General features: G+C 39.4%; 21 protein-coding genes and 1 tRNA gene. 6 read left to right on the forward strand and 16 right to left on the reverse strand.

What is annotated here, in order from left to right; genetic code table 11:
• Nucleotides 1–37: 37 nt before the first annotated feature.
• From DW036_RS24800 to DW036_RS24810, 3 genes are read right to left on the reverse strand one after another with little or no spacing between them, the layout of a single operon-like run.
• Nucleotides 38–1,441 carry a sugar porter family MFS transporter gene (locus tag DW036_RS24800; RefSeq protein WP_118466613.1) on the reverse strand — a complete coding sequence of 468 codons (1,404 nt, stop codon included), beginning with the start codon at nucleotides 1,439–1,441 and terminating at the stop codon, nucleotides 38–40.
• Nucleotides 1,442–1,448: 7 nt separating this feature from the next.
• The gene (locus DW036_RS24805; protein WP_118466636.1) at nucleotides 1,449–2,873 is read right to left on the reverse strand and encodes a calcineurin-like phosphoesterase family protein; all 1,425 of its coding nucleotides are present in this window, start codon (nucleotides 2,871–2,873) and stop codon (nucleotides 1,449–1,451) included.
• Nucleotide 2,874: 1 nt separating this feature from the next.
• The gene (locus tag DW036_RS24810) at nucleotides 2,875–3,969 is read right to left on the reverse strand and encodes a DUF4434 domain-containing protein (protein ID WP_118466615.1); all 1,095 of its coding nucleotides are present in this window, start codon (nucleotides 3,967–3,969) and stop codon (nucleotides 2,875–2,877) included.
• 379 nt (nucleotides 3,970–4,348) lie between these two features.
• Between DW036_RS24810 and DW036_RS24815 the strand changes: the two genes are divergently transcribed.
• Nucleotides 4,349–5,560 (forward strand): ROK family transcriptional regulator, encoded by a 1,212-nt coding sequence (locus DW036_RS24815; protein WP_118466638.1) that lies wholly within the window; start codon nucleotides 4,349–4,351, stop codon nucleotides 5,558–5,560.
• On the opposite strand, the gene DW036_RS24820 is transcribed toward DW036_RS24815, so the two are convergent.
• The 5 genes from DW036_RS24820 to DW036_RS24840 all read right to left on the reverse strand — a co-directional run bounded on the left by DW036_RS24820 (nucleotide 5,557) and on the right by DW036_RS24840 (nucleotide 11,727).
• On the reverse strand, nucleotides 5,557–6,015 hold the full coding sequence (locus tag DW036_RS24820) for a WbuC family cupin fold metalloprotein (RefSeq protein WP_222850740.1): 459 nt from the start codon (nucleotides 6,013–6,015) through the stop codon (nucleotides 5,557–5,559). The two genes, DW036_RS24815 and DW036_RS24820, sit on opposite strands and share 4 nt — an antisense overlap.
• A gap of 2 nt (nucleotides 6,016–6,017) precedes the next feature.
• Entirely contained in the window at nucleotides 6,018–6,365 is a 348-nt protein-coding gene (locus tag DW036_RS24825) for a UpxY family transcription antiterminator (RefSeq protein ID WP_118466617.1), read from the reverse strand.
• Nucleotides 6,341–7,453 carry a GNVR domain-containing protein gene (locus DW036_RS24830; RefSeq protein ID WP_118466619.1) on the reverse strand — a complete coding sequence of 371 codons (1,113 nt, stop codon included), beginning with the start codon at nucleotides 7,451–7,453 and terminating at the stop codon, nucleotides 6,341–6,343. Before DW036_RS24830 ends, DW036_RS24825 begins: the two co-directional genes overlap by 25 nt.
• Nucleotides 7,454–7,461: 8 nt before the next feature.
• Nucleotides 7,462–9,915 (reverse strand): SLBB domain-containing protein, encoded by a 2,454-nt coding sequence (locus DW036_RS24835; protein ID WP_118466621.1) that lies wholly within the window; start codon nucleotides 9,913–9,915, stop codon nucleotides 7,462–7,464.
• 147 nt (nucleotides 9,916–10,062) lie between these two features.
• Entirely contained in the window at nucleotides 10,063–11,727 is a 1,665-nt protein-coding gene (locus tag DW036_RS24840; RefSeq protein ID WP_187374676.1) for an SDR family NAD(P)-dependent oxidoreductase, read from the reverse strand.
• Between the two features lie 201 nt (nucleotides 11,728–11,928).
• Here DW036_RS24840 and DW036_RS24845 point away from each other — a divergent pair.
• The 5 genes from DW036_RS24845 (at nucleotide 11,929) to DW036_RS24865 (ending at nucleotide 16,731) form a co-directional block, all read left to right on the forward strand.
• Nucleotides 11,929–12,001, forward strand: a tRNA-Thr gene (locus DW036_RS24845).
• An 85-nt stretch (nucleotides 12,002–12,086) separates the two neighbouring features.
• Entirely contained in the window at nucleotides 12,087–13,124 is a 1,038-nt protein-coding gene (mltG, locus tag DW036_RS24850; protein ID WP_118466642.1) for an endolytic transglycosylase MltG, read from the forward strand.
• A 98-nt stretch (nucleotides 13,125–13,222) separates the two neighbouring features.
• Nucleotides 13,223–14,815, forward strand: coding sequence for a thiamine pyrophosphate-dependent enzyme (locus tag DW036_RS24855; RefSeq protein WP_118466623.1), 1,593 nt, complete (start codon nucleotides 13,223–13,225; stop codon nucleotides 14,813–14,815).
• Nucleotides 14,816–14,819: 4 nt separating this feature from the next.
• Nucleotides 14,820–15,401, forward strand: coding sequence for an indolepyruvate oxidoreductase subunit beta (locus DW036_RS24860; RefSeq protein ID WP_118466625.1), 582 nt, complete (start codon nucleotides 14,820–14,822; stop codon nucleotides 15,399–15,401).
• Between the two features lie 22 nt (nucleotides 15,402–15,423).
• Nucleotides 15,424–16,731 (forward strand): phenylacetate--CoA ligase, encoded by a 1,308-nt coding sequence (locus DW036_RS24865; RefSeq protein WP_118466626.1) that lies wholly within the window; start codon nucleotides 15,424–15,426, stop codon nucleotides 16,729–16,731.
• Nucleotides 16,732–17,633: 902 nt separating this feature from the next.
• Here DW036_RS24865 and rplT read toward each other — a convergent pair.
• From rplT to DW036_RS24910, 8 genes are all read right to left on the reverse strand, one after another.
• Nucleotides 17,634–17,984, reverse strand: coding sequence for a 50S ribosomal protein L20 (rplT, locus tag DW036_RS24875; protein WP_007214085.1), 351 nt, complete (start codon nucleotides 17,982–17,984; stop codon nucleotides 17,634–17,636).
• Nucleotides 17,985–18,080: 96 nt separating this feature from the next.
• Nucleotides 18,081–18,278, reverse strand: a complete 198-nt coding sequence (gene rpmI / locus DW036_RS24880) for a 50S ribosomal protein L35 (RefSeq protein WP_007214084.1) — start codon at nucleotides 18,276–18,278, stop codon at nucleotides 18,081–18,083.
• A 67-nt stretch (nucleotides 18,279–18,345) separates the two neighbouring features.
• A complete protein-coding gene (infC, locus tag DW036_RS24885) occupies nucleotides 18,346–18,942 on the reverse strand; it encodes a translation initiation factor IF-3 (RefSeq protein ID WP_118466644.1) in 597 nt (198 codons plus the stop codon).
• 122 nt (nucleotides 18,943–19,064) lie between these two features.
• Complete coding sequence (gene thrS, locus DW036_RS24890) at nucleotides 19,065–21,005, reverse strand: threonine--tRNA ligase (RefSeq protein WP_118466628.1); 1,941 nt, start codon at nucleotides 21,003–21,005, stop codon at nucleotides 19,065–19,067.
• Between the two features lie 78 nt (nucleotides 21,006–21,083).
• Entirely contained in the window at nucleotides 21,084–23,120 is a 2,037-nt protein-coding gene (locus tag DW036_RS24895; RefSeq protein ID WP_118466630.1) for a tetratricopeptide repeat protein, read from the reverse strand.
• Nucleotides 23,121–23,236: 116 nt separating this feature from the next.
• Nucleotides 23,237–23,791, reverse strand: a complete 555-nt coding sequence (gene def / locus DW036_RS24900) for a peptide deformylase (RefSeq protein ID WP_118466632.1) — start codon at nucleotides 23,789–23,791, stop codon at nucleotides 23,237–23,239.
• A 54-nt stretch (nucleotides 23,792–23,845) separates the two neighbouring features.
• A complete protein-coding gene (gene ruvX, locus DW036_RS24905; RefSeq protein ID WP_118466634.1) occupies nucleotides 23,846–24,268 on the reverse strand; it encodes a Holliday junction resolvase RuvX in 423 nt (140 codons plus the stop codon).
• A 611-nt stretch (nucleotides 24,269–24,879) separates the two neighbouring features.
• The coding region (locus tag DW036_RS24910) for an OmpA family protein (protein WP_147401435.1) at nucleotides 24,880–25,251 on the reverse strand (372 nt) is incomplete at its 5' end.

Below are 25,251 nucleotides of genomic sequence, written 5' to 3' on the forward strand. Positions count from 1 at the left end.
AATTCTCTATATTATATATGTATATTAAGGTCGATTTCTATTTGGAACTGGTCCAGTAACGTTCAATCTCTTCCAGCGATTTGCCGGTAGTCTCAGGAACGAGTTTCCAAACAATAAGCATATAAGGAACGCACATGACGGCAAATAAAAAGAATGTTCCGGCGGGGGTAAGATTCTGGAGCATCCAGGGGGTTAATTGGCCGATAAGATACGTTCCGATCCATAAAGAAAATCCTGCGATAGACATAGCTAATCCGCGAACTTTGGTAGGATACATTTCAGAAAGAAGGACAAATACGACTGCACATATGGAGACAGCACAGCAAAATACATAAGACAAAAAGAATATAAGCAGGAATATGCTTGAAATACCTAAGGATTCACCAAACAAGAAATAGAATCCTATTAGTAACAAAGTAACGACCATACCCGAAACTCCGTAATAGACTAACTTCTTACGACCGACTTTATCAATAATGACCAATGCCAGAACCGTAGTTAAAGTATTAACCAATCCTACCAGAACCTGATAAAAAAGAGAATCGCCACCTGACAAACCTGCATTCTCAAAGATAGAAGGACCATAATACAATACGGCATTTACTCCCATAAACTGGCCTAATATAGCAATACAAACACCAATGATGACAGCTTTCAGAATTCCTGGTTGCAACAATAAAGACCATTCGGATTTTGATTCGGAAGATAAAACTGATTTCGTTTCATTCACCTGAAATGCTACATCTTTAGCAGAAACATAAATTCTCTTCAAAATATTTGTAGCCTTAGCATCCTGTCCTTTCAAAATCAACCAGCGGGGACTTTCCGGTATAAAGAAAATAATGATAAAGAACAGTATAGCCGGAAGAGTCTCCATTCCTAACATCCCCCTCCACACTTCAGTTACAAAAATTAAATCAGACCAGCCTGTTCCCGGATTAGTGCAACTTTCAGCATAAGCCAGCAGTTGGTAATTCACTAAATACGCACCTAAAAAACCAACAGTCACGGCCAATTGATATAAAGAAACCAATCGTCCTCTGTACTGGGCAACAGAAACCTCTGAAATGTAAAGTGGAGATATTATAGAAACAACACCAATACCAATGCCACCAATTATTCGGTAAATGACCAACTGGTTAAAATCAGCACATAAAGCGCATCCAATGGCTGATGTAGAAAATAAAAACGCTGAAATAACCATAGTCAGTTTACGACCGAATTTATCACTCAGGACTCCGGCAAAAAGTACTCCGACTATGGAGCCTATTAATGCACATCCTACATACCACCCTTGCTGTAAGGCATCAAGTTTAAACAACTCTGTCACCTGAGCAATAGTTCCGGAAATGACAGCTGTATCGTATCCAAAGAGGAAACCACCTAAGGCAGCAACAACTGACAGGAAAACAAGGTACCCTATATTTATTGTAGATTTCATAGAATTGTTATTTAATATTTTGCTTATATATATGTCCGAAACGATCCGTTACTACTATCTCGATAACTGCATTCTTATTTTGGGGAGTCGCTTTAAATAAATGCTCTGTTTTTATAGGCATAATCCAGTCATATTCTACCCGTTCTTTATCCGAACAGATAATCTTAGCTTCAGGATCATACCCTTCGAAACGTTGCATCTCACCCATACACTTACCATTCTCATACCACTCAACTTTCCACAACTCATCCCAATTCCAAACATTGGCAATAATATCATGGGGGTATTCTTCTGAAGAACCGACCGGATACCCTCTGAATTGGTAATCAATAGGAAATCCCGTACTCTTATAGCTCCAAGTAACCTTATTACCATTTACTTCATAAATTCCGTAACCACTGGGGGTACCATCCGTACAGACATCGGCTTTCCAGAAAGTACCGCAAACTGCCGCTGTATTATGTTCCATGAGTTTATCATTAAACACAACGTTCCAATTGTAATGGGTGTGTCCGGAGAATATGTGTGCATCATATCCGGCTAAAAGATCATATAAGCTGGAGGCATTGCTGGTTTCATCAGGAAGTAATGCATTAAACTGTAGCTCTTTTGTAGAGCTGCTTGGAATATGCATTGTAACAAAAACCAGATGGTCTTTCGGTACGAAAGATAAATCCTTCTCTATCCATTGCAGCGTTCGCTCATCAATATAGCCTATATAGCGATAATGACGATTAATATAGAAGCAGTTATTCAATACAATATAATGCGCCTTACCCCGATTGAAAGAATAATAGATCGGTCCGAAATACTCTTCAAAAGTTTTGTAAGAATGTTCATAAGAGCGTACTCCATATTCCATATCATGATTGCCTACAGCACGATAGAAAGGAAGGTTCAGAACATTAGAAGCTTGGATATAAGAAGGAAATATAGCCGGTGCATTACCCACAATATCACCACAATCCAAAACAAAAATATCACTGTCTTGCCGTTCACCTACAAATTGACGAACATCTTTCAAATATTTCATATACCCCTGAATGTCACTAGCTTTGGCAGCTTGTACATCAGACTGTACCAGACAGATATGCTTATCATCATTCTTAGGATTCTTAATCAAGGTAAAATCATAGTTTTCCACTTCACTGTCTATTCTTTTATAATAGTGGGGAAGACTCGCTTCTCTTTGAGGCAGATATCCGGCCGGAGTCGTTACATAAACAAAACGTGCATCCCGATGATATGGTAAACTATACATCCCTTTCGTGTCTGTCAACACGCAGTCGAAACCATTCGTCACCACAACATTAGATATTCCTTTACCTTGGCACATAACCTTTCCCTTAATGCCAGAAGCAGATTGAGCCATGACACTCATATTCAGGATACAGATGCAACAAACAAATAGATATTTCAATAAACGTTTCATATTATTTAATATTAAAGTATTCCTTATATCTATCATATAAATGTCCAGCTTGTAAATAAGCAGACTGAGGACTCATGAAATGTGAGAACTCAAACGTAATGGCTTTATCATAGCCGGCTCTCTTTGCAGCTTCCAATTTCATTCTAAGCTTATCAAACTTGATTGGCAAGAAATTTATAGGCATATCACGATCGAATGTCTCTGCATTCGTCCAGCATTTCATTCCATATTTATCTGCCAACTTTTTATTTACTGTAAAGAAGGCATCTAATTCATCATAATCAATGTGCCCATCTTGAAAAGCACACGCATCAACCACTTCATGGATTCCATCAAATATTTCATTCCACTCTCTTTCGTGTTCCTGAACAGAAACAGCATCTTCCTTAGTTAACTTATCAGTTCCCATCACAGCCTTCTTTCCATCAATCCAAGGTGAAATAAAAGTAGGTAAACCACCAGACACATCCTTACACTGTTTTCCCATTGCACGAAAAGCATCAATAGCCCCCTTGGTTTTACGACTGATCTCACCACTTATATACCAGCCACCAAAACTCTTATATTTTTCACCATATTGATTCCAGACTTCATCGATCACATACTTGTTATCTTCAATCTCCCATGACAAATCACCCGTATCCCAGTATTTTCCGGAATCATACAGACCAAAATAAAACTTCATCTGATATTTCTCCGCTAAGCGAAGGTACATGTCCACTAAATCAACAGACGGCATATAACATCCTCTACCCAATAAATATTTAGAAGGATAGGTGACAAACTTACGATAACCGGAACGGATCATGATAACAGTATCAATTCCTATATTTTTCATGTGCCGGAAATCTTGATCCCATTCTTTTTCGCCCCAATTTTGATGAGGAATATCATGTGATATTTCATCTAAAAAAGTCCCGGTAATCTTTAAACCATTCTCTTTAGGAATAATAAGCCGATCAGCATCGCTTTTCCGTATTGAAGCAAATAAAGTGTTCTCCATTGCTTCAGTGGCCAACAGTCCAGGAGCTACCAAAGCGGAAGCTCCTGTTAAAGCGACTTTCTTTAAAAATTCTCTGCGGTTACTTGTTTTCATAGTATTCCTTTCTGTATATTATATATGTTAACCTATTGAATCCTGTGTTTAAGCTTTATTATTATAAAGCGTTTCTTATTTATAACACGATGCAAATATAGATATATTTATTAAATAAACAATAGATAATAAATTATTTTATTATCAAAATCTCATTTTATTAGTATTTAATTAAAATAGGCCTTATTTTTAGCCCTTAATAAATAAAAAGAGAAATAAATACGAACTAAATATAAAAACCAAGATGAGATAAAGCTTAATATACTAAGCATAAATTGAATCAAAAAAAAGAATAAATGCTTTCTTTTCTATTATAAAAGGTTGAAGTTAATAAAAATATTAATTATCTTTGTGATAAATAATGAAATTAACAAGATATATGTATCAGCAGTTTTTAAAAGAAATAGAAATGGGGTCTAAAAATGCCCTCATTAAAAAAAGAATTATTACCTATTATATATATAATGGTAGTTCGACAATTCCTGATCTTTCAAAAGAACTGGATTTAAGTGTTCCTACAGTTACTAAGCTAATTGGAGAAATGTATGACGAAGGATACATAAACGATTATGGCAAACTAGAAACAAGCGGAGGAAGACATCCTAATTTATATGGACTAAACCCCAAATCAGGCTATTTCATAGGAGTAGACATTAAGAAGTTCTCTATCAATATCGGATTAATAAATTTCAAAGGCGATATGGTAGAACTTAAAATGGATATACCTTATAATTTTGAAAACTCCTTAGAAGGAATGAACGAACTTTGTAATCTGATTCTCAATTTCATAAAAAAGCTCCCGATAGATACGGAAAAGATATTGAATATTAATGTAAACGTATCAGGAAGAGTAAACCCTGAATCGGGATATAGTTTCAGTCAGTTTAATTTTGAAGAACGCCCCCTCGCAGATGTATTAAGTGAAAGACTCGGTTATCCTGTAACGATTGATAATGATACACGCGCCATGACATACGGAGAATATATGCAAGGATGTGTAAAAGGAGAGAAAGATATTATTTTCGTTAATATCAGTTGGGGATTAGGAATAGGAATCATTATAGACGGAAAAATTTATAAAGGAAAGTCCGGATTTTCCGGGGAGTTCGGACATGTGAACACATTTGATAATGAGATCATTTGCCATTGTGGTAAAAAAGGTTGTTTGGAAACGGAAGCTTCCGGCTCTGCATTACATCGTACCCTGCTGGAACGGATACTGAAAGGGGAAAATTCGATTTTATCCAACCGGGTAAATATGGAAACTCCAATAACACTGGATGAAATTATAGCCGCAGTGAATAAAGAAGACCTCTTATGTATTGAAATTGTAGAAGAGATAGGGCAAAAATTAGGTAAACAAATTGCAGGACTTATAAATATCTTCAACCCCGAATTAGTAATAATCGGAGGAACATTATCTCTGACTGAAGATTACATTACCCAACCCATCAGAACAGCAGTACGAAAGTATTCTCTAAACCTCGTCAATAAAGACTCAGTTATTACAACCTCTAAGTTAAAAGATAAGGCGGGTATTGTTGGGGCATGCATGTTGGCACGAAGTCGAATGTTTGAAGGTACAAACTAGACCTCCAACATTCGTTTCATAAATATAGCCGCGCCTTCCACATCGGAAGGTGCAGGTGCCCATGGCGCAACATCTTCTGGTGGAAGTGGCTTATAAGGGCCACTCTTTATTTCAAAGATAACAGTACCAGACTCTAAAACTACAATACTATGCCAGGTACCGGAAGGAATTTCCACTCCATACATTCCAGCTGATGGATTCAGATTAACTTTTTCCGTCACATTGCCCATATCATCATAGAAAAACGCAATCAGACTTCCGCGCAGAACAATATAAGTTTCTTCCTTATCTACATGACGATGAGGAGGGAGATAAGTTCCCGGCTCCAGAGCATTAAGAAGACGGTGAATAGGTGCATCTAAAGACTCATGAAAATTATAATTCATTCGTAAACGAGAATTCTCCTGAGCATCATGAGTTACCCCGTCCAATAGTTCTTCTGAAATCAGCTTCATCATTACTTCAACAATTGAGCAAATTTACTTGAAAGGTTTGCTTTATCTGATACAATAGAAAGTTCTTTGCCATCAGTACCCACTAAAAAAGCGGCTTTCTGAGATGCTACAACAGGAGCTATATCCTTCAGATCTCCTTCTACAAAAACACAACCTGAGAAAAAAGGAACAATAATCTCCTTCATTTTCCCATTCCAGTTTACATATATTGTTTGCATAGGACAATAAGTCTTATACCCTGCAACATTTAAATGCTGCATCAATTTACGTTCCAATCTCGGTGCCGTATACACAATATACCAGCAACGCGCATTTTCATCCATCATCATATTGTTGTTTGCTTTTTCCATCCTTTTAATAAATCCTTTACAAATAAAATCCAACCTACACTACCTACTCCAGCTAAGAAAATAAAACCGATAAGAATCATTACTTTATTGGGTTTCGCCGGACGCAAAGGAACTGATGCCGGCTGTACAACGGTGTACACCGGAGTAATTTCTTGCACCTTAGCCTTAGCCATCTGTAATTGTTGAGCAACTTGAGTATACACATTATATGCTAAATTCATTTCATTTTGCAAGCGTTCTTGTTCAGCACGATAACTTAACAAAATTATATTTTGATTAGCATCAACAAAAGATGCATACTTTGACTGTGCAGCAGTATAATTATCTTTAGCCTCCTTATAGAGTTTCTCTGTAAAAGCTAAATCATGACGCGCCTTATTGGTCCGATAATCCGTGATATAGTTCTGCAGGCAACGCATTACCGTATCTGTCAATGAAGCTGAAATCAAAGGATCCTGCATAGTAACCGACAAAGTCGTAACCCCTGTTTTCTTATCTACAGAAACAGAAATACGTTTACTTAACGCATCTGCAATTGCAGCTTCATCCCTAGTCAGTCTAAATGGATCTGCTTTAGTAGCCACGCCTTCTTCTTCTTTATCTTTAAACAAAGATACCACCCAACCCAATGCTTTAAAAGGAGCAGAAGTGATGGCTCCCCACCAAGGCCCACGCTGATACTCGTCCAAATAGGCATAAAGTGTTGTATCAATCTTATCTTTCTGATCCTTCACCTTTACATCAAAAAGCTCAATCAAAAAAGGAGTGGAACTTACAATATCAGGATAGAGTTCCGGTGAAAGAGCATCTTCACCACTGGAAGCACCTAAACTGATACCTGCCATAGCCGCTAATGCCCCCATACTACCTCCACCCGACTTACCACCAGTCTCTGGTGCCAACGTCACACTGGTAGAGTATTCTTTCGGGATGCTGAATGCTACAACCAGTCCCACCAACACAGCATATCCACATGCCTTGAAAACCAGTTTCCTACTTGCCCACACCTTTTGAGCAAGTTCTATTAAATCGATCTCTTGTTCTTCCGGCTGTTGAGGAGTTGTATTCAGTTTGTTTTCTTCACTCATAACTTCTATTACTTAAAGAGGTTAACCATGGTTGCAATCATAGCAGCAATGGAGGCGGTTGTGCTACCCATACCTAAAATTTCAGCAGTACTCATCCGCTTCTTTTCTTCCTTGCTTGGAACAATAATCTCACAGCCAGGCTCTATAGCCTTTTTATCACGAGATTTCAGACGGGATACCGTACCGTTCATATATACTACATAGGCTTTTTTCTTCTTGGCCAGATTACCATAACCACCTGCCTGATTGATATAATAACGTAAACTTTCACCACGCTTATACAATACAGTATTGGGATACATAACCGCTCCACTAATTTTTACTGTATTAATATATTCAGGAATGAATAAAACATCTCCTTCACGCAAAACCAAGTCAAAATCACTACCTGGATTAGAGATAGCCTTCTCCAAATCAATACCAACAGTATAAGTGTCTGATATGTTCAGCTTCTCAACAGAAATAGAGTCTTTTCCCTCTCCCATTCGAGCCATCCGAACAGCATCGGCCTGACGGCGTTGTTCTTCTTCCGTCATTTTACGAATCAAGCGCGCACCTTTTACATAAGCATCCGGAGTAATTCCGCCAGCTTTTGAAATCAAATCAGACAAACGCTCATTCTTCTTCACTAAAGCATAATTACCACCAAAGAGTACTTCCCCTGCAACAACTACATTCTGCTGCTTGCGATATGCAGGACTCTTGCGAACATATACTTCATCAAACGGTTCCAAGTAGAAATCTCCTTCTCCACCTACTACTAAGCCGTCTTTAATATCAAATGAATAAGTCTTTCCTAAAACACTACTAAAAGAAGTACTCTTCGGATCTTTAATACGACGGGTAATATCAACCTTTGTTGTTGCAGCTGCTTCTAATAAGCCACCAGACTGAACCAACAAATCTTCGATAGTCATATTCTTAGAAAAGAGGAATGTACCCGGATTTGCAACTTCACCATGAATAGAGATAGTCTCCTCTTCTTTCAGGTCATGAATGCTTGGTATATATAAAATATCATTTTTCTGCAATGGTATGTCAGCTACAGTTCCTTTAAGCAAACCACCTAAATCCACAGCAATTACTTCATGAGACAAATCTTCATTCTCACGATCTAAAAGTGCACGATTCAAAAATGCATCACCTCTTAAACCCTCAGCTTTCTTTATTAATTGCTTTACAGTATTTACTGTTCCACTCAATTCATATAAACCGGAGCGATATACAGCACCACGAATTTCTACGCGATTCTCAAAACGCTTCAATACGGCATCTACAGAAATGGAGTCACCATCATCCAAACGGAAAACAGAGTAATCCATTTCGTCTACATTATATACTTGATGTTCGCGACCGCTTTTACGAATAATACGAACAGCCTTTTTGTAAGCATCTCCGGTAAAGCCACCGGCATAATTCAAAATAGTAGCAACAGTCTCTGTTGGCTTCATTTCATAGAACATCGGACGCTTTACCTTACCAGCTATTCGTACTAAAGACTCATAGGGGTTAACTATAATTACATCTCCTTCCTGAAGACGAATATCATCTTTCATCTTACCTTTCATAAGGTAATCATAAACATCCAGATCAGCAATCGTTTTGCCATTGCGAACTACCTTAATACTACGCAGACTACCAATTTTGTTAACACCACCAGCGCGATACAAAGCATGGAAAACAGAAGAAAAAGAGGATAATGTATATGTTCCAGGAACAGCAACTTCACCCATTATATTAATCTGTATAGTTCGGATATCTCCTAAGGTCAACTTTATTTGAGAAGTAGGTTCACTTCCTGATATTCCTGAATATATTTTTGAAAATTCACGTTGCAAATATGCATTGGCATCTTTTACGGTCATGCCACTTAATTGAACAGGTCCTAATCCACTCACCTGAATAGTTCCTTCAGGTGAAATACTTTGGCGAATTGTATTCTCCGAAGCGCCCCAAACATCAATAATAACCTCATCGCCAGGTCCTAAACGATAGTCCACCGGAGTAGCCAGGTTAATACTCGGTTCAAACGTTAAATTCCGGTTTGTAAATACATCATGACCAAATATTTGAGAAGCATTATCTGTAACAGCAGTATTATTTACTCTATTATCCACTCTCACCCCTACAGTTTCATCAGGTGTTGTTCCCACTTCCGAATAGTCGGTGGATCTTCTCTGCCCCCCCCCATCATCAACTAAAGTACGTTGACGCAATTGAGAAGGTATTTCATTGGATTTATTACTTACAGCATTACTCTCCGAATATTTTTGTTGTATCCTGCTAACTTGTTCTTTAGTCACCCCTCTACGCAACAGTTCAGTGGTTATCTGCTTCTGACTTTTTCCACTTTTATTTGCTTCCTTTACGTACTGAATAACCTGATCATCCGACATCTGCTGGGCCATAGCCACTCCAGAAAGGACGAAAATTAAAAAGAATAGTGTTATTAATCTGCGCATAAAATATTTGATTAATCTTTAGAATTCCTATAATTAATATAAATCGGGCACAAAGGTAGCATATTATTTTATAACGCCCATTTATTTTACATCTAATTTTTGGAAAAAGAAATTAAAACCATCTCTATCAACAGCTCAGACCTCTACCTAATGTTCTGCAATACATGAAATTATTTTTTTCATTTCGTTAATTATTGTCAGAGATTCATCCGATTCGCATTTTTCAACTAAAGAATCAATCTGTTTACAAACCCTATCAACTCCTGCAATATCCTCCCTACTCCTTTTCACCTTGTCATAACATGTAACTTCGGTTTCCTGAGCCGATTCATCCTCAAAGACATATATTCCTCCATTTTCTCCAAGATTTCCGGCTTCCAATATCAGCAGACAGGCTTCCGGCAAAGTCATCAAACTTCGTGGAGCTTCCGGATATACATCTGCAAAACGAACCACAAATAATTTTGCAGTAAGCCCTTCTTGCCTGATTTTTTGTGAAAGCCCCTGCATATAGATTTCAGCTAAGCGCTTACTGTACCCCATAACATGAAACGGCGACAGAGCATGATTCGTAGAAATCATCATACATTTATACACTTTGTATTTAATAGCCAAATCTGCGACATTTTTAGTACCTAAAACATTAACCTGCAATGCTTCAGCAGCATAATCTTCCAGCATGGAAATATTTTTATAAGCAGCAGCATGAAAGACCAGCTGTGGCATATACTGTTTAAATATAGCTTCCATCCTACTACGGTTAGCGACATCTGCCACCAAGACCTTTACTTCAAGGTTCTTCCAATGATCCGATAATTCTAATTGAACATCGTATAAAGGAGATTCGGCTTGATCAACTAATATCAATTGGTAGGGATTCAGTGCTGCCAACTGACGAACGATTTCACGTCCCACAGTACCTGCAGCACCTGTTACCAATATCCGGTATCCTTCAATATAAGCAGCAATCTTTCGGATATCAGCCTGGATAGGCTCACGACGAAGCCAGTCCTCTATATAAATGTCTTTTATAATCCCGTCATCCAAACAGTTACTTAAGGGAGGTACTGTCATTACATAAATATTTTGGGCCAACATTCGCTCCATTACACCGGATGATTCTAAATCTGCCAGCTTATCCGGTGCCACAACAACGGTTTGCACATTCTTTCTCTTCAAATGCTCAAACAACTTATCATCATTAGCATAAACCCTACATCCCATTGTATGCTTACCTATCATCCAAGGTTCATCTGAAATAAAACCACATACACGATAATGATTATTTCGACTTACCCGCATCGATTTAGCTATATTTACTCCAGTACCACGAAAGCCGTAAATAAATATATTTACGCAGTGCCGATCATCAAAAGACAAAGCCTCATGCAGCATTTTAACCAAAATGCGCAGACATACCATAAAAATAAAATTGAGAATATATGCAATAAAGACAATTCCATTCGGTAATGTTTCTCCAAATCCAAAAGCCAACCAACAAAAATTACCAATACCCAATATACCATAGCTTATTGTAAGAGATATAAACACCCTGTAAATATCCACAAACGAAGAGAAACGAATAACTCCAACATAGGTATGGAAGACAGAAAAGAAACACAGATTACAAGAAAGAGAGAATAAAATCATCCATATATATAACGATACCTTATATATTATAGAAGAAACTCCCAATTGAAGAATGCAGGCTAAAAGCGTAGATATCACAACTAAACAGATATCAATAGCCAAAATGGTCCATTTAGATGCAATGCGGGATGAAAAGTTTCTATAATAAACTTTTAGGTTCATAATTATTGTCAGATTTCAGGTTGGTATACACTTTTGCAAAGATGTATTTTTTATATTGATAAAACAATTTTTTTAAAAGGAAAATGACATAATAGCCTCCGAAAACAGCTTTAGGAAAGATTTTCTCAAAAAAATCATCTTTTCTTTTCGTAGTTTCGAAGAAAGCTGTAAATTTGCACCCCGTAAAAACAAAAAGCCGTTGCCGCTATAGCTCAGTTGGTAGAGCAACGCATTCGTAACGCGTAGGTCGCCAGTTCAAGTCTGGCTAGCGGCTCAGAAAGAGAGAGATGCTTATGCATCTCTTTTTTTATTTCATAGATTCTTCTTACCTTTGCCAGACTAAAAAACTTCAGAAACAGATGAAAAAGAAGACAAAAAAAATTCTCATAGGAGGATTGGTAATCCTGTTCCTTATGGGCGTAGCTTGTGCCGGAACATTCTATTATTATATATTCTACCCACAATTTCATCCCCCAAAGACTACTTATATTTATATCGACAAAGACGATACAATAGACTCCATATATAATAAAGTAAGAATACAGGGACACCCGAAAAGTCTCACAGGTTTTCTCTGGATGACCCGATGGCGCAATTACGATTTATCCATTCACACCGGACACTATGCCATCCGCCCGGGAGAAAATGTGTATCATGTCTTCAGTCGTTTATACCGGGGATACCAGGAACCTATCAATCTTACTGTTAGCAACGTACGTACTTTAGACAGACTTGCCCGCAGCATTGGTAAGCAGTTAATGATCGACTCTACAGAAATTGCTACTGTAATGAATGACACTATATTCCAGAAGCGGATGGGATATAAAAAAGAAACAATGTCCAGTCTGTTCATTCCGGAAACATACCAGGTTTACTGGGATATGAGTGTAGGCGAATTTTTCGAGCGTATGCAAAAAGAGCATGAGAAATTCTGGAACCAGCAACGATTGGCTAAAGCTGAATCTATCGGAATGACACCGGAAGAAGTTTCTACCCTGGCCTCTATTGTTGAAGAGGAAACCAACAACAACAAGGAAAAACCAATGGTTGCCGGACTCTATATTAACCGCTTACACAAAGGTATGCCATTACAGGCAGATCCAACAATAAAGTTTGCCCTCCAGGACTTTGGTTTAAGAAGAATAACCAATGAACATTTGAATGTCGACTCACCCTACAATACATATTTAAATGCAGGCCTGCCTCCAGGCCCCATACGTATACCTTCACCTATAGGTATTGATGCTGTACTGAACTATGCCAAGCATGACTACATTTACATGTGTGCTAAAGAAGATTTTTCAGGTACCCACAATTTTGCTTCCAATTATACTGACCACATGAAAAATGCCAGAAAATACTGGAATGCATTAAACGAAAGAAAGATTTTCAAGTAAAATCATAATAAAATAAAAGCAAAAGCCTATATTTGCGAGTGAAAAACGCAGATTATTTCCTTTTTAATAATCCATGACTAACATTAAAATAATCAGATATGAGCAAGCAACTCTTACTTGGCGATGAAGCCATTGCACAAGCCGCATTAGATGCCGGACTCTCAGGTGTTTACGCCTATCCCGGTACTCCTTCCACAGAAATTACAGAATATATTCAAATGGCGCCTGTTACAGCTGAACAGAACATCCACAGCCGTTGGACTTCCAATGAGAAGACAGCTATGGAAGCTGCATTAGGTATGTCATTTGTCGGTAAACGGGCTTTAGTCTGCATGAAACATGTAGGTATGAACGTAGCTGCCGACTGTTTTATCAATTCAGCTGTTACAGGCGTAAAAGGTGGATTAATTGTAGTAGCTGCGGATGACCCCAGCATGCATTCCTCACAGAATGAACAAGATAGTCGTTTTTATGGTGATTTCTCATTGATCCCCATGTACGAACCAAGCAATCAACAGGAAGCATATGATATGGTTTATAATGGATTCGCATTTTCTGAAAAGATTGGCGAACCGGTATTGATGCGTATGGTCACCCGCCTGGCACACTCCCGTTCCGGTGTAGAACAAAAACCGCAACAACCCCAAAACCAAATGTCATTCAGTGAAGACCCCCGCCAGTTCATTTTGTTGCCAGGTAACGCCCGCAAGCGCTATAAGGTTTTATTAGAACGTCAAGCCGAATTTATTGAAGCATCTGAGAACTCTTCTTATAATAAGTATACCGATGGCCCTAATAAAAAGTTAGGTATCATAGCGTGTGGAATCGGCTACAATTATCTGATGGAAAACTATCCTGATGGTTGCGAATACCCCGTATTAAAAATTGGCCAATACCCATTACCTAAGAAACAGCTCCTGCAATTGGTAGAAACCTGTGATGAGATTCTGGTATTGGAAGACGGACAACCTTTCGTAGAAAAACAACTTAAAGGCTATCTTGGTATCGGCATAAAAGTAAAAGGACGCTTAGACGGCACATTATCACAAGACGGTGAATTAAATCCGGATAAGGTGGCACGTGCTATAGGAAAAGAGAATAAGTCAGAGTTTGGTATTCCTTCGCTCGTAGAAATGCGCCCACCCGCACTATGTGAAGGTTGTGGCCATCGTGATATGTACACTACGCTCACCCAGGTTCTGAAAGAAGAATATCCGACACATAAAGTATTCAGTGATATCGGCTGTTATACTTTAGGAGCCAATGCACCATTTAATGCTATCAACTCATGTGTAGATATGGGTGCATCTATTACCATGGCTAAAGGAGCCTCGGATGGCGGACTTCATCCGGCAGTAGCAGTAATTGGCGACTCCACCTTCACACATTCCGGCATGACAGGACTTTTGGATTGCGTCAATGAGAATGCAAACGTTACCATTGTCATTTCAGACAATGAAACGACTGCAATGACAGGCGGCCAGGATTCAGCCGGAACAGGACGTATTGAAGCGATCTGTGCCGGTATTGGCGTAGCCCCCGAACATATCCGTGTAGTAGTTCCCTTGAAAAAGAATTATGAAGAGATGAAGCAGATTATCCGTGAAGAAATCGAATATCGCGGTGTATCCGTTATCATTCCACGCAGAGAATGTATTCAAACCTTAGCACGTAAAAAACGAAATAAGTAAAACCATGAAAAAAGATATTATACTTTCCGGCGTAGGCGGACAAGGCATCCTCTCTATCGCCACTGTAATTGGTAAAGCCGCCCTTAAAGACGGACTATATATGAAACAGGCGGAAGTACATGGCATGAGCCAACGTGGCGGCGATGTACAATCCAATTTGCGCATAAGCGATCAGCCTATCGCTTCCGATCTTATCCCTTCCGGTAAATGCGATCTGATCATTTCACTTGAACCGATGGAAGGACTACGTTATCTTCCTTACTTAAGTCCTGAGGGCTGGCTGGTGACCAACGAAACACCGTTTATTAATATCCCAAACTATCCGGCAGAAGCTGACGTAAGAGCGGAATTAGATAGGCTACCTCACAAGATCATTCTTAATGTAGACAAAGTAGCCAAAGAAATTGGTTCCATCCGTGTAGCAAATATTGTTTTACTGGGAGCCACCACCCCATTCCTCGGCATCGATTACGAAAAAATACAGACCAGTATCCGCGAAATCTTCGAACGTAAAGGCGAGGCCATAGTGGAAATGAATCTTAAAGCACTCGCAGCCGGAAAAGAAATTGCTGAGAAATTAATGTAAGATCCCTCAAAAAAACACCACCATGAATAACAAATACTGGGAAGAAGAAATAGAAACCATGAGTCGTGAGAAGTTGCAGGAATTGCAACTTCAACGACTCAAAAAAACGATAAAGATTGCGGCTAATTCACCGTACTATAAAAAAGTATTTCAAGAACATAACATCACAGCTGACGACATCCAAAGTCTGGATGATATACAGAAAATACCTTTTACTACGAAATCCGATATGCGTGCCTGCTATCCATTCGGCATGGTATCAGGTAATATGCAGGAAGATGGTGTGCGTATTCATTCATCAAGCGGAACCACCGGTACTCCTACCGTCATCGTCCACTCACAACACGACTTGGACTCTTGGGCCAATCTGGTAGCACGCTGCTTGTACACTGTAGGTATACGTAAAACAGATGTTTTCCAGAACAGTTCGGGCTATGGTATGTTTACCGGAGGATTAGGCTTCCAATACGGTGCTGAACGATTGGGTGCACTGACTGTTCCTGCAGCAGCCGGAAACAGTAAGCGCCAGATCAAGTTTATCACAGATTTCAAGACTACCGCACTCCATGCCATCCCCAGTTATGCCATTCGCCTGGCAGAAGTTATTCAGGAAGAAGGAATTGATCCGACAAGTACCAGTTTAAAAACACTTGTTATCGGAGCAGAACCCCATACAGACGAACAGCGCAAGAAAATCGAACGCATGTTAGGTGTTAAAGCCTATAACAGCTTCGGTATGACAGAAATGAATGGCCCCGGCGTTGCTTTTGAATGTCAGGAACAAAACGGCATGCATTTCTGGGAAGATTGCTACCTCGTCGAAATAATTGATCCTGAAACAGGAGAACCCGTTCCGGATGGAGAAATCGGCGAATTGGTATTGACCACTCTTGATCGCGAAATGATGCCGCTTATACGTTATCGTACCCGTGACCTTACCCGTATTCTTCCCGGAGAATGTCCTTGCGGACGTACACACCTCCGCATCGACCGCATCAAGGGACGCAGCGATGATATGTTTATCATTAAGGGAGTAAATATCTTCCCAATGCAAGTTGAAAAAGTATTGGTACAGTTCCCACAATTAGGTAGCAACTATCTTATTACCTTAGAGACCGTAAACAACCAGGACGAAATGATTGTAGAGGTAGAACTCAGCGATCTTTCTACTGATAATTACATTGAACTGGAGAAGGTACGTAAAGATATTACCCGTCAACTGAAAGACGAAATACTTGTTACCCCAAGATTGAAACTTGTGAAGAAAGGTTCATTACCCCAAAGCGAAGGAAAAGCCGTCAGAGTAAAAGATTTGCGGCAAAATCAATAGAAATAGCCTTTTTTCAAAATAATCAGTGGAATACTTGACATCGCCTTTTTGATACAGTATCTTTGTACTATCCATTTATAGATACTATTTCACTGAATTATATTTCGCATCATATAGAAACGGGGAAGCTTTTGCTTCTCTGTTTTTTTAGTCCCCATGCAGCAGGCTCCAAAAGCTTACGCTTATATAACCGCCAGCTTACACTTGCACCACCGTAAGCCCACACTTATACAAGCGTAATGCCACAGTCCGCCATCTCTAACTCCACACTTCGCAGTCTGCAACCTGTAGCACTTGTCCTGTTAAGGTGTGGCATTGAGAGCACTGGGATGTAGCATTTGACTCAAAAAACACTGGCAAAAGAAATGGAAGTTCTTTTATTGCATATCATTACCTCAAAGCAGCCTCCTAACCTACTTCCATTAATAATACATAAATCTGCTATTGACAATATTTGAGTTACGACACCACTTAATAGAGGCTAAGTGGAAGTCTTTTGATTAGAGAAAGTACAAAGAAAAAGGAACGGTAACCAAACAAGATTACCGTTCCCCTTTATAAAAAAGCCGCACCGATGATGTGATGAAACTCCGAATGACATGATTTGAGCGCTCGTCCTCTTTGTAATCCACCGACTCAAAGTTACCCCGAAGGGCGTGGCCCGCCATCGAGAAGCGAAGCTTGTCTCGGTATTTCATAATAGTTTGATGAGTTTCCCGATCCAATCAATGCGGCTATATTTTCTACAACAAATGTAGTAAGTTTCTGTCAAAGAAACAAGGAAAAACATGATTTTGTTTCCTCCATACAGGACATTTTATATTATATTCTCCCTATTATAAGCAAAAAGTGCCGATTACTCGTTCGTAATCAGCACTTTGTAAACTATTTGCTAAATAAACTTAAGCAGCCTTTGCTTTAGCTACGATAGCCTTGAAAGCTTCCGGATGGTTCATCGCTAAATCAGCCAAAACTTTACGGTTGATTTCGATACCTGCTTTGTGCAAAGCACCCATCAGCTTAGAATAAGACATACCTTCCAAACGAGCTGCAGCGTTGATACGCTGAATCCACAAAGCGCGGAAGTTTCTTTTCTTGTTCTTACGGTCGCGGAACGCATAAGTCAAACCTTTCTCCCAAGTATTCTTGGCAACGGTCCATACGTTCTTTCTTGCACCAAAGTAACCTCTGGTTAATTTCAAAATTTTCTTTCTTCTTGCTCTTGAAGCAACGTGATTTACTGATCTTGGCATAGTTTTACTAATTTTTGAATGTTAGCGCCATTACTTCACACAACGGACTTAAAGCTAATGCATTCGGTTAATACTTTAAAATACTTTGTACGCTTTTTACTTCATTGCTAAGAGTTCCTTAACTTGGCTTACGTTCGTCACGTCAACTGTAGTTGAATGGCACAAGTTTCTTTTTTGCTTCTTAGTTTTCTTAGTCAAAATGTGACTGTGAAAAGCGTGCTTTCTTTTGATTTTACCTGTTCCGGTAAGAGTAAATCTCTTTTTAGAACCGGAGTTAGTCTTCATCTTTGGCATCTTACTTATTTTTTAATTATTTAAATTATATGGCAACGCACTATACCTGTGGCGTTACTCATTTCTTTTATTCTTCTGATTCAGCCGGAGCTGCTTTCGGAGCATCTGCAGATTTCGGTGCAGCAGGCTTCTTAGGCACTTCTTTTTTCTTCGGAGAAAGCTGAATAGTCATTCTCTTTCCTTCCAGTACTGGCATCTGATCTACTTTTGCATAGTCTTCCAAGTCATTAGCAAAACGAAGCAACAACACTTCTCCTTGCTCTTTAAACAAGATGGAACGACCTTTAAAGAACACATAAGCCTTTACTTTATCACCTTCTTCCAAAAAGCCTTTAGCATGCTTCAACTTGAAGTTATAATCGTGATCATCAGTCTGAGGACCGAAACGAATCTCCTTCACGTTTACCTTCACCTGTTTCGCCTTCTGTTCTTTCTGACGCTTCTTTAACTGATAAAGAAATTTAGAGTAATCGATGACACGACAAACAGGGGGTTGTGCGTTTGGAGAGATTTCCACGAGATCCACCTCACGTTCTTCGGCAAGCTTCAATGCCTGGGCTATCGGATATACGTTGGGTTCTACTTCATCGCCCACTATGCGGACTTCTTTGGCACGGATTTGTTCGTTAATCCGGTATTGCCCTTTTAAGCTGTCATTTTTCATTAAATAACCTCTATTTCCAGTTTGTTTCTTATTTACTACTCCCAAATTATTATTTTTTTATGTTAGGTAAAAGCTATCTTTAGAACATCATTTATGCTATGCTTTCACAAGTGGGCGCAAAGTTACCATTTATTTATCATATTCTGAACTTCTTCGTTCAAAATTTTAGCAAATTCTTCAAATTTCATAGTGCCTTTATCGCCTTCCCCTTGCTTGCGGACAGAAACTTCTCTGTTTTCTGCTTCTTTTTCACCCACAATCAGCATGTAAGGAATACGCTTCAATTCATTATCACGAATCTTACGTCCTATCTTCTCATTGCGTTCATCCACAATTGCACGGATATCATATTGCTTCAGGAACTTTTTCACTTCCTGTGCATAATCATTAAACTTCTCACTGATAGGCAAAATAGCTACCTGCTCAGGTGTCAACCACAACGGGAACTTACCTGCCGTATGCTCGATAAGCACAGCAACGAAACGCTCCATTGAACCGAATGGTGCACGGTGTATCATCACCGGACGATGTTTTTGGTTATCAGCACCGGTATATTCCAGTTCAAATCGTTCCGGCAAGTTATAATCCACCTGAATGGTACCCAACTGCCAACGGCGACCGATAGCATCTTTTACCATGAAGTCCAACTTCGGACCATAGAAAGCCGCCTCACCATATTCAATTCTTGCAGTCAAGCCTTTTTCTTCACAAGCCTCGATGATAGACTGTTCAGCTCTTTCCCAGTTTTCATCGCTACCGATGTATTTCTCACGGTTCACTTTGTCACGCAAGGAAATCTGTGCTTCCACATTGGCAAAGTCCATGGAACGGAACACAATAGAAATAATATCCATTACGCGCAGGAATTCATCTTTCACCTGGTCGGGACGGCAGAAAATATGTGCATCATCCTGTGTAAAGCTACGTACACGTGTCAATCCGTGCAATTCACCACTTTGCTCATAACGGCAAACCGTACCGAATTCAGCCAAGCGCAAAGGCAGATCCTTATATGAACGCGGAGAATTCTTATAAATCATACAGTGGTGAGGACAGTTCATAGGTTTCAGGAAGTACTCCTCTCCTTCTTCAGGTGTATGAATAGGTTGGAATGAATCCTTACCATATTTAGCATAGTGACCGGAAGTTATATACAGCAGCTTGTTACCAATCGGCGGAGTAATAACTTCCTGATAATCGTAACGTGCCTGAATACGGCGCAGGAATTCCTGCAGACGCAGACGCAATGCAGTACCTTTCGGCAACCACATAGGCAAACCTTTACCTACCGTATCAGAGAACATGAACAAATCCATTTCCTTGCCGATCTTGCGATGGTCACGTTTCTTGGCTTCTTCCAGAACAACCAGATATTCATCCAGCATCTTTTTCTTGGGAAAAGTGATACCGTAAATACGCGTCATCATCTTGCGGTCTTCATGTCCGCGCCAGTATGCACCGGCTACCGACATCAATTTGATAGCCTTAATCGGCGCAGTAGTCATCAAGTGCGGGCCACGGCACAAATCCGTAAAAGCACCTTGCGTATAAGTAGTAATGTGACCATCCTCCAATTCAGAAATCAATTCACATTTATAAGTTTCTCCACGATCACCGAATTTTGTCAATGCATCCGCTTTTGAAATACTCTCTCTCACAACAGCTTCTTTCTTTGCTACCAGTTCTGCCATTTTAGCTTCAATAGCCGGAAGGTCAGATTCTTTAATAGTGGTCTCACCCGGATCCACGTCATAGTAGAAACCGTTTTCAATGGCAGGACCGATACCGAACTGAATACCCGGATATAATTCCTGTAAGGCTTCAGCCAACAAGTGAGCACTGGTATGCCAGAATGCATGCTTACCTTGCTCGTCTTCCCATTTATAGAGAACAAACTCAGCATCCTCGTTGATAGGACGCCCCAAATCATAAATCTCACCGTTCACGCCACATGCCAGCACTTCCTGTGCCAGACGAGAGCTGATACTTTCTGCAATTTGCAGTCCCGTTACTCCGTCATTATACTCACGTACGGAGCCGTCTGGAAATGTAATCTTTATCATAATGTTGTGTATATTTCAATTTTCAGAACGCAAAAATAGCTAATTCTTTTTGATATTTTATTTTTTAGCAAAAAAATGTTATTCACGAGTGTTGGTAAACCGCTTAATAATATTGTAAGCAGAAACAATACCCAATTCTCCTGCTTTACTCAGGTCTGTAATCCCCTGCTTGTTATTTCCCAGGAAGATATGAGTCAAACCACGGTTGAAATAAGCTTCAGCAAAGTCTTTATTCAATTCGATTGCCTTGTCATAATCTACCAATGCTCCACGGTAATCTTTCAACAGAGACAGCACATTGGCACGATTATAATATCCGTAAACAAAATCAGGTGCCAATTGGATGACATGATCCAAATCTTTTCTCACAATATCATAATCCAAGGCAGTTACTTCCGCTTGATTCTTACTATCAACAGAAGCTCCGGGAACACCTTCGGTCAAACCGGCTTCCGCCTTCTTATACTCCAATTGCTTATAACGCACCAACGAGCGCATGAAATAAGCCGGGAAGAATTTATCATCCAGCAAAATGGACTGCGTAAAGTCATCTATAGAACTGGCAAAGTCCTGAACCAGATAGAAATCAAGTCCACGCAGGAAACGTTTCTTGGCATCCTTATCATCGGATACGATATCCGAAGTATGGGTATCAATCAGAGCAAAATGGAATTTCACCTGTTCTTCCGTCAACGGAGCTTCCATATTAGTAATACGCAACGGTTTCGGGAACAGTTTCTCATGATTCAACTCCTCAATATATTTATGGAAATGAACAATGCGCTTCACCTCACTCGATTTCTCATAATATGTCAATGTATACATCGGTTCCATCTTAACGGCTACGTTCCGGTCTTGAACACGACCGCGGTAGTCGCTCTTATATTTCTGGTCTTCTTCCGAGTCATCAGCAATCACGATTTTCCGGTAATTCTCCATATTCTTATCGGATTTCTTACGTGTCTTGCTCGTATCCTCATTATCCTGATTATTGTCTGCAACATCCTTATCGCCTGTCGTAACCCCGTTACGCTTGTCTATCTGCATCTTCATGATTTTGAATTCATCCTCTTCGGCACCCTTACGATCACCGATCTTCTTACGAGCTTCGGCACGCTGATAGTACCCGGCCATAAAATTAGGATATTCGTCAATCACTTTCGAATAGTCACTGATAGCGCCACGATAATCACCCGTCTGTGCACGCAGCAAACCACGGTTGAAAGTTGCCATCATATTATCCGGTTCTACCTTCAGAACAAAATCAAAGTCTTCAAGTGCCCGGTTATCGTCACCTACCTGTGCACGCAGCAAACCACGATTATAATGCCCCAGGAAGTTATTCGGATCGATATCCAATGCCAGGTCATAATCACTCATGGCACCTCTCAGATTATTCTGATGGAAACGCGCCAATGCACGATTGATATAATTACCAGCATTCTTCGCACTCAGATGAATGGCCTGATCCAAGTCACTTTCGGCATCTGTATACTTTCCCTGTTGCAAACGGACAATAGCACGTGCGCTCCATCCATCAGGATCATAACGGTCCATATCAATTGCCGTTTCAAAATCATTCAGAGCCTGTATAGTATCCTTTTGCTTCAACGACACTTCGCCACGCATCAGATAAGCACGCGTATACCTGGGAGCTATCTTCAGCAGTTTCCCCAAATCCTCTTTGGCTGCATCATAGTCCTCTTTCTGCATATGGCAAAGAGAAAGATTATGCCACAGAACAAGATTCTCCGGATCATATTTCAGAGCTGTCTGATAATCTTCAATAGCACCGTTGTAATTATTCTGCCGGATACGGGCCAATCCACGTATCTGATAGGCACCTACTACAAAAGGATTACGATCGATAGCCGCATCGCAATCCGCTTCCGCACCTTGGAAATCATCCAAATTGATTTTTGCCAAACCGCGAAAGAAGTAAGGCTCATATAAATAAGGCTTAGCGTTAATTACCTGGTTGAAATACTGGATAGAAAGCACATAGTCTTCAAAATACAACGCGTTGCGTGCGATTGTCATCACTCGCTCCGTATTGATCTGCGCACACAGCAACGTAGGAAGCAACAGGAAAGCCGTCAGTATCTTTTTTATCATCTTGTCTTATAAATGCTTGTAAACGAAACAAATTTAATGCTTTTCATTTACTTGGCGGGATTAACGGAAGACTTTTTATATTTTTTGAGCCTTTTATACCTTATTATAAGATTAGCTTATTTCACAGTCTTGACTTTATACGTGCAATGAGCCTTTCCCTTTAGCATCGCATTCAGCCTTCCCTTAATCATTTGCTTACGCAAGGGAGACAAATGATCGATAAACATCTTTCCTTCTAAATGGTCAAATTCATGTTGCATCACACGTGCCAGATAGCCTTCAACTATTTCATCATGCTCTACCATATCCTCGTCCATATACGTTACATGGATCTTATTACCACGTTTCACTGCTTCATGAATGCCCGGAAGACTCAGGCACCCTTCGTCCATAGACACTTCTTCACCTGAAACTTCCAGGATATGAGGGTTGATATATGCTTTCCGAAAACCTTTATATTCAGGATAATCTTCAGATAATACATCCAGATCAACCACTACAACACGAACAGGCAATCCTACTTGCGGTGCTGCAAGTCCTACACCTTCGGCATTATCCATCGTTTCGAACATATTCGCAATTAACTCTTTCAAATTAGGATAGTCGGGAGCAATATCTTCCGCCACTTTTCTCAATACGGGCTGACCGTATACATAAATGGGTAAAATCATTCTTTTTCTAAGTTACAAATTACTAAATCAATATATATAAGTATATATACCTTATTATAATATAAAACGTTTATTTTCCAAATAGCTTTGCAGAATAATAGTTGCACTGATTTCGTCCACCAAAGCTTTATTCTGCCGATCTTTCTTCTTCAGCCCGGCCTCCCGCATAGTGCGATGTGCCAAAACGGATGTAAAGCGCTCATCAACATACTCAACAGGCATTTCCGGTAACTTTTTCTTCAACAAACGAACAAAAGGTTCTATACGTTTCATGTTTTCCGAAGCCTCATTATTCATTTGTTTAGGCAAGCCTACAAGAATACGTTCCACCGGTTCTTTTCCTATATAATCAAGGATGAATGCCAGCAACTCATGCGTAGGCACAGTGGTTAGTCCGTTAGCAATCATTTGCAATGTATCGCTAACAGCTATTCCCGTACGCTTTTTACCGTAATCAATAGCTAATATTCTACTCATAATGGGCTACAAAATTACGATTAAAATTTGATATTTACCTCCATCTGCCGGCATAATAACAAAAAAGGGAGTCTAACTCATGCTAAATATAGCTGCACATTCCAATTATTCCGCTTTACTTTAAAAGCACTATTGACTATAAACTGGCAGATTAGAGTAGAAGTTCAAAGCATGTATTATACTATATTATTACCAAACATGGCTTTTTATATTAATTTTCAGAAGAAATCAATTCATAGGACACAATGCAATAACAATCTAATAATCAACAGCAAAGATACATCTTATAAAAAATGAGATTTTGATATATTAATAGCTATTTTCATGTAAGCGAGACCTTATTCTTCTGGACTTCCTTACCATACTAAGCATTTTATCTAAATAAATATTTAATTATTTAACTATATAGTATTCGATCTCCAAGAGTAATTTATGTAAGCTATTAGAAATTCATCTTTTTATCCTAATATTATTACATTAATATTTTCATTATCAATCTAATATTATTTGATTCCTTTATAACAAAAAAAGGTGTCCGACAACAATCAGACACCTTTTCTTCTTTATAGAGTTTCACCTCTAATCTTATCCTTTTTCCAGAATTATTGTTTTTATTCCAGAATCACTACACGGTTCAGATAGTTCTTACCGAACATGTTAGCTGTACCACCGAATCCTACGAGTTCGAGTTGATCTTTGTTAACGCCTTCTTTAATCAATGCGTCATAAACAGCCTGAGCACGTTTTTCAGACAACTTCTGGTTCCAAGAAGCGCTACCTGTAGCCTTGTCAGCATAACCTGCAACCTTGTACTTCTTATCCGGGTTAGCCTTCAGGATCTTAGCAGCCAACTCGATGTTAACCAAACCATAATCGTCGATACGAGCACTACCGATCTTGAAGAAGACAGCACGCGGGCCAGCAACTTCAACTTCCTTCACAACTTCCTTAGTTACAGGTTTAACGTTAGCCAAAGCATTCTT

Origin of the sequence: Bacteroides sp. AF39-11AC (assembly GCF_003474285.1) — a bacterium.
Taxonomy (GTDB): Bacteria; Bacteroidota; Bacteroidia; order Bacteroidales; family Bacteroidaceae; genus Bacteroides.

Excerpts from the sequence above, each read along its gene's own strand:
- DW036_RS24830 (WP_118466619.1), bottom strand. The coding sequence starts at position 7,453 with ATGAGTGAAGAAAACAAACTGAATACAACTCCTCAACAGCCGGAAGAA.
- DW036_RS24815 (WP_118466638.1), top strand. The coding sequence starts at position 4,349 with ATGTATCAGCAGTTTTTAAAAGAAATAGAAATGGGGTCTAAAAATGCC.
- DW036_RS24825 (WP_118466617.1), bottom strand. The coding sequence starts at position 6,365 with ATGGAAAAAGCAAACAACAATATGATGATGGATGAAAATGCGCGTTGC.
- DW036_RS24800 (WP_118466613.1), bottom strand. The coding sequence starts at position 1,441 with ATGAAATCTACAATAAATATAGGGTACCTTGTTTTCCTGTCAGTTGTT.
- thrS (WP_118466628.1), bottom strand. The coding sequence starts at position 21,005 with ATGATAAAGATTACATTTCCAGACGGCTCCGTACGTGAGTATAATGAC.
- DW036_RS24805 (WP_118466636.1), bottom strand. The coding sequence starts at position 2,873 with ATGAAACGTTTATTGAAATATCTATTTGTTTGTTGCATCTGTATCCTG.
- mltG (WP_118466642.1), top strand. The coding sequence starts at position 12,087 with ATGAAAAAGAAGACAAAAAAAATTCTCATAGGAGGATTGGTAATCCTG.
- DW036_RS24810 (WP_118466615.1), bottom strand. The coding sequence starts at position 3,969 with ATGAAAACAAGTAACCGCAGAGAATTTTTAAAGAAAGTCGCTTTAACA.
- ruvX (WP_118466634.1), bottom strand. The coding sequence starts at position 24,268 with ATGAGTAGAATATTAGCTATTGATTACGGTAAAAAGCGTACGGGAATA.
- DW036_RS24820 (WP_222850740.1), bottom strand. The coding sequence starts at position 6,015 with ATGAAGCTGATTTCAGAAGAACTATTGGACGGGGTAACTCATGATGCT.
- DW036_RS24855 (WP_118466623.1), top strand. The coding sequence starts at position 13,223 with ATGAGCAAGCAACTCTTACTTGGCGATGAAGCCATTGCACAAGCCGCA.
- DW036_RS24840 (WP_187374676.1), bottom strand. The coding sequence starts at position 11,727 with ATGAACCTAAAAGTTTATTATAGAAACTTTTCATCCCGCATTGCATCT.
- DW036_RS24860 (WP_118466625.1), top strand. The coding sequence starts at position 14,820 with ATGAAAAAAGATATTATACTTTCCGGCGTAGGCGGACAAGGCATCCTC.
- DW036_RS24895 (WP_118466630.1), bottom strand. The coding sequence starts at position 23,120 with ATGATAAAAAAGATACTGACGGCTTTCCTGTTGCTTCCTACGTTGCTG.
- def (WP_118466632.1), bottom strand. The coding sequence starts at position 23,791 with ATGATTTTACCCATTTATGTATACGGTCAGCCCGTATTGAGAAAAGTG.
- DW036_RS24865 (WP_118466626.1), top strand. The coding sequence starts at position 15,424 with ATGAATAACAAATACTGGGAAGAAGAAATAGAAACCATGAGTCGTGAG.
- rplT (WP_007214085.1), bottom strand. The coding sequence starts at position 17,984 with ATGCCAAGATCAGTAAATCACGTTGCTTCAAGAGCAAGAAGAAAGAAA.
- infC (WP_118466644.1), bottom strand. The coding sequence starts at position 18,942 with ATGAAAAATGACAGCTTAAAAGGGCAATACCGGATTAACGAACAAATC.
- DW036_RS24835 (WP_118466621.1), bottom strand. The coding sequence starts at position 9,915 with ATGCGCAGATTAATAACACTATTCTTTTTAATTTTCGTCCTTTCTGGA.
- rpmI (WP_007214084.1), bottom strand. The coding sequence starts at position 18,278 with ATGCCAAAGATGAAGACTAACTCCGGTTCTAAAAAGAGATTTACTCTT.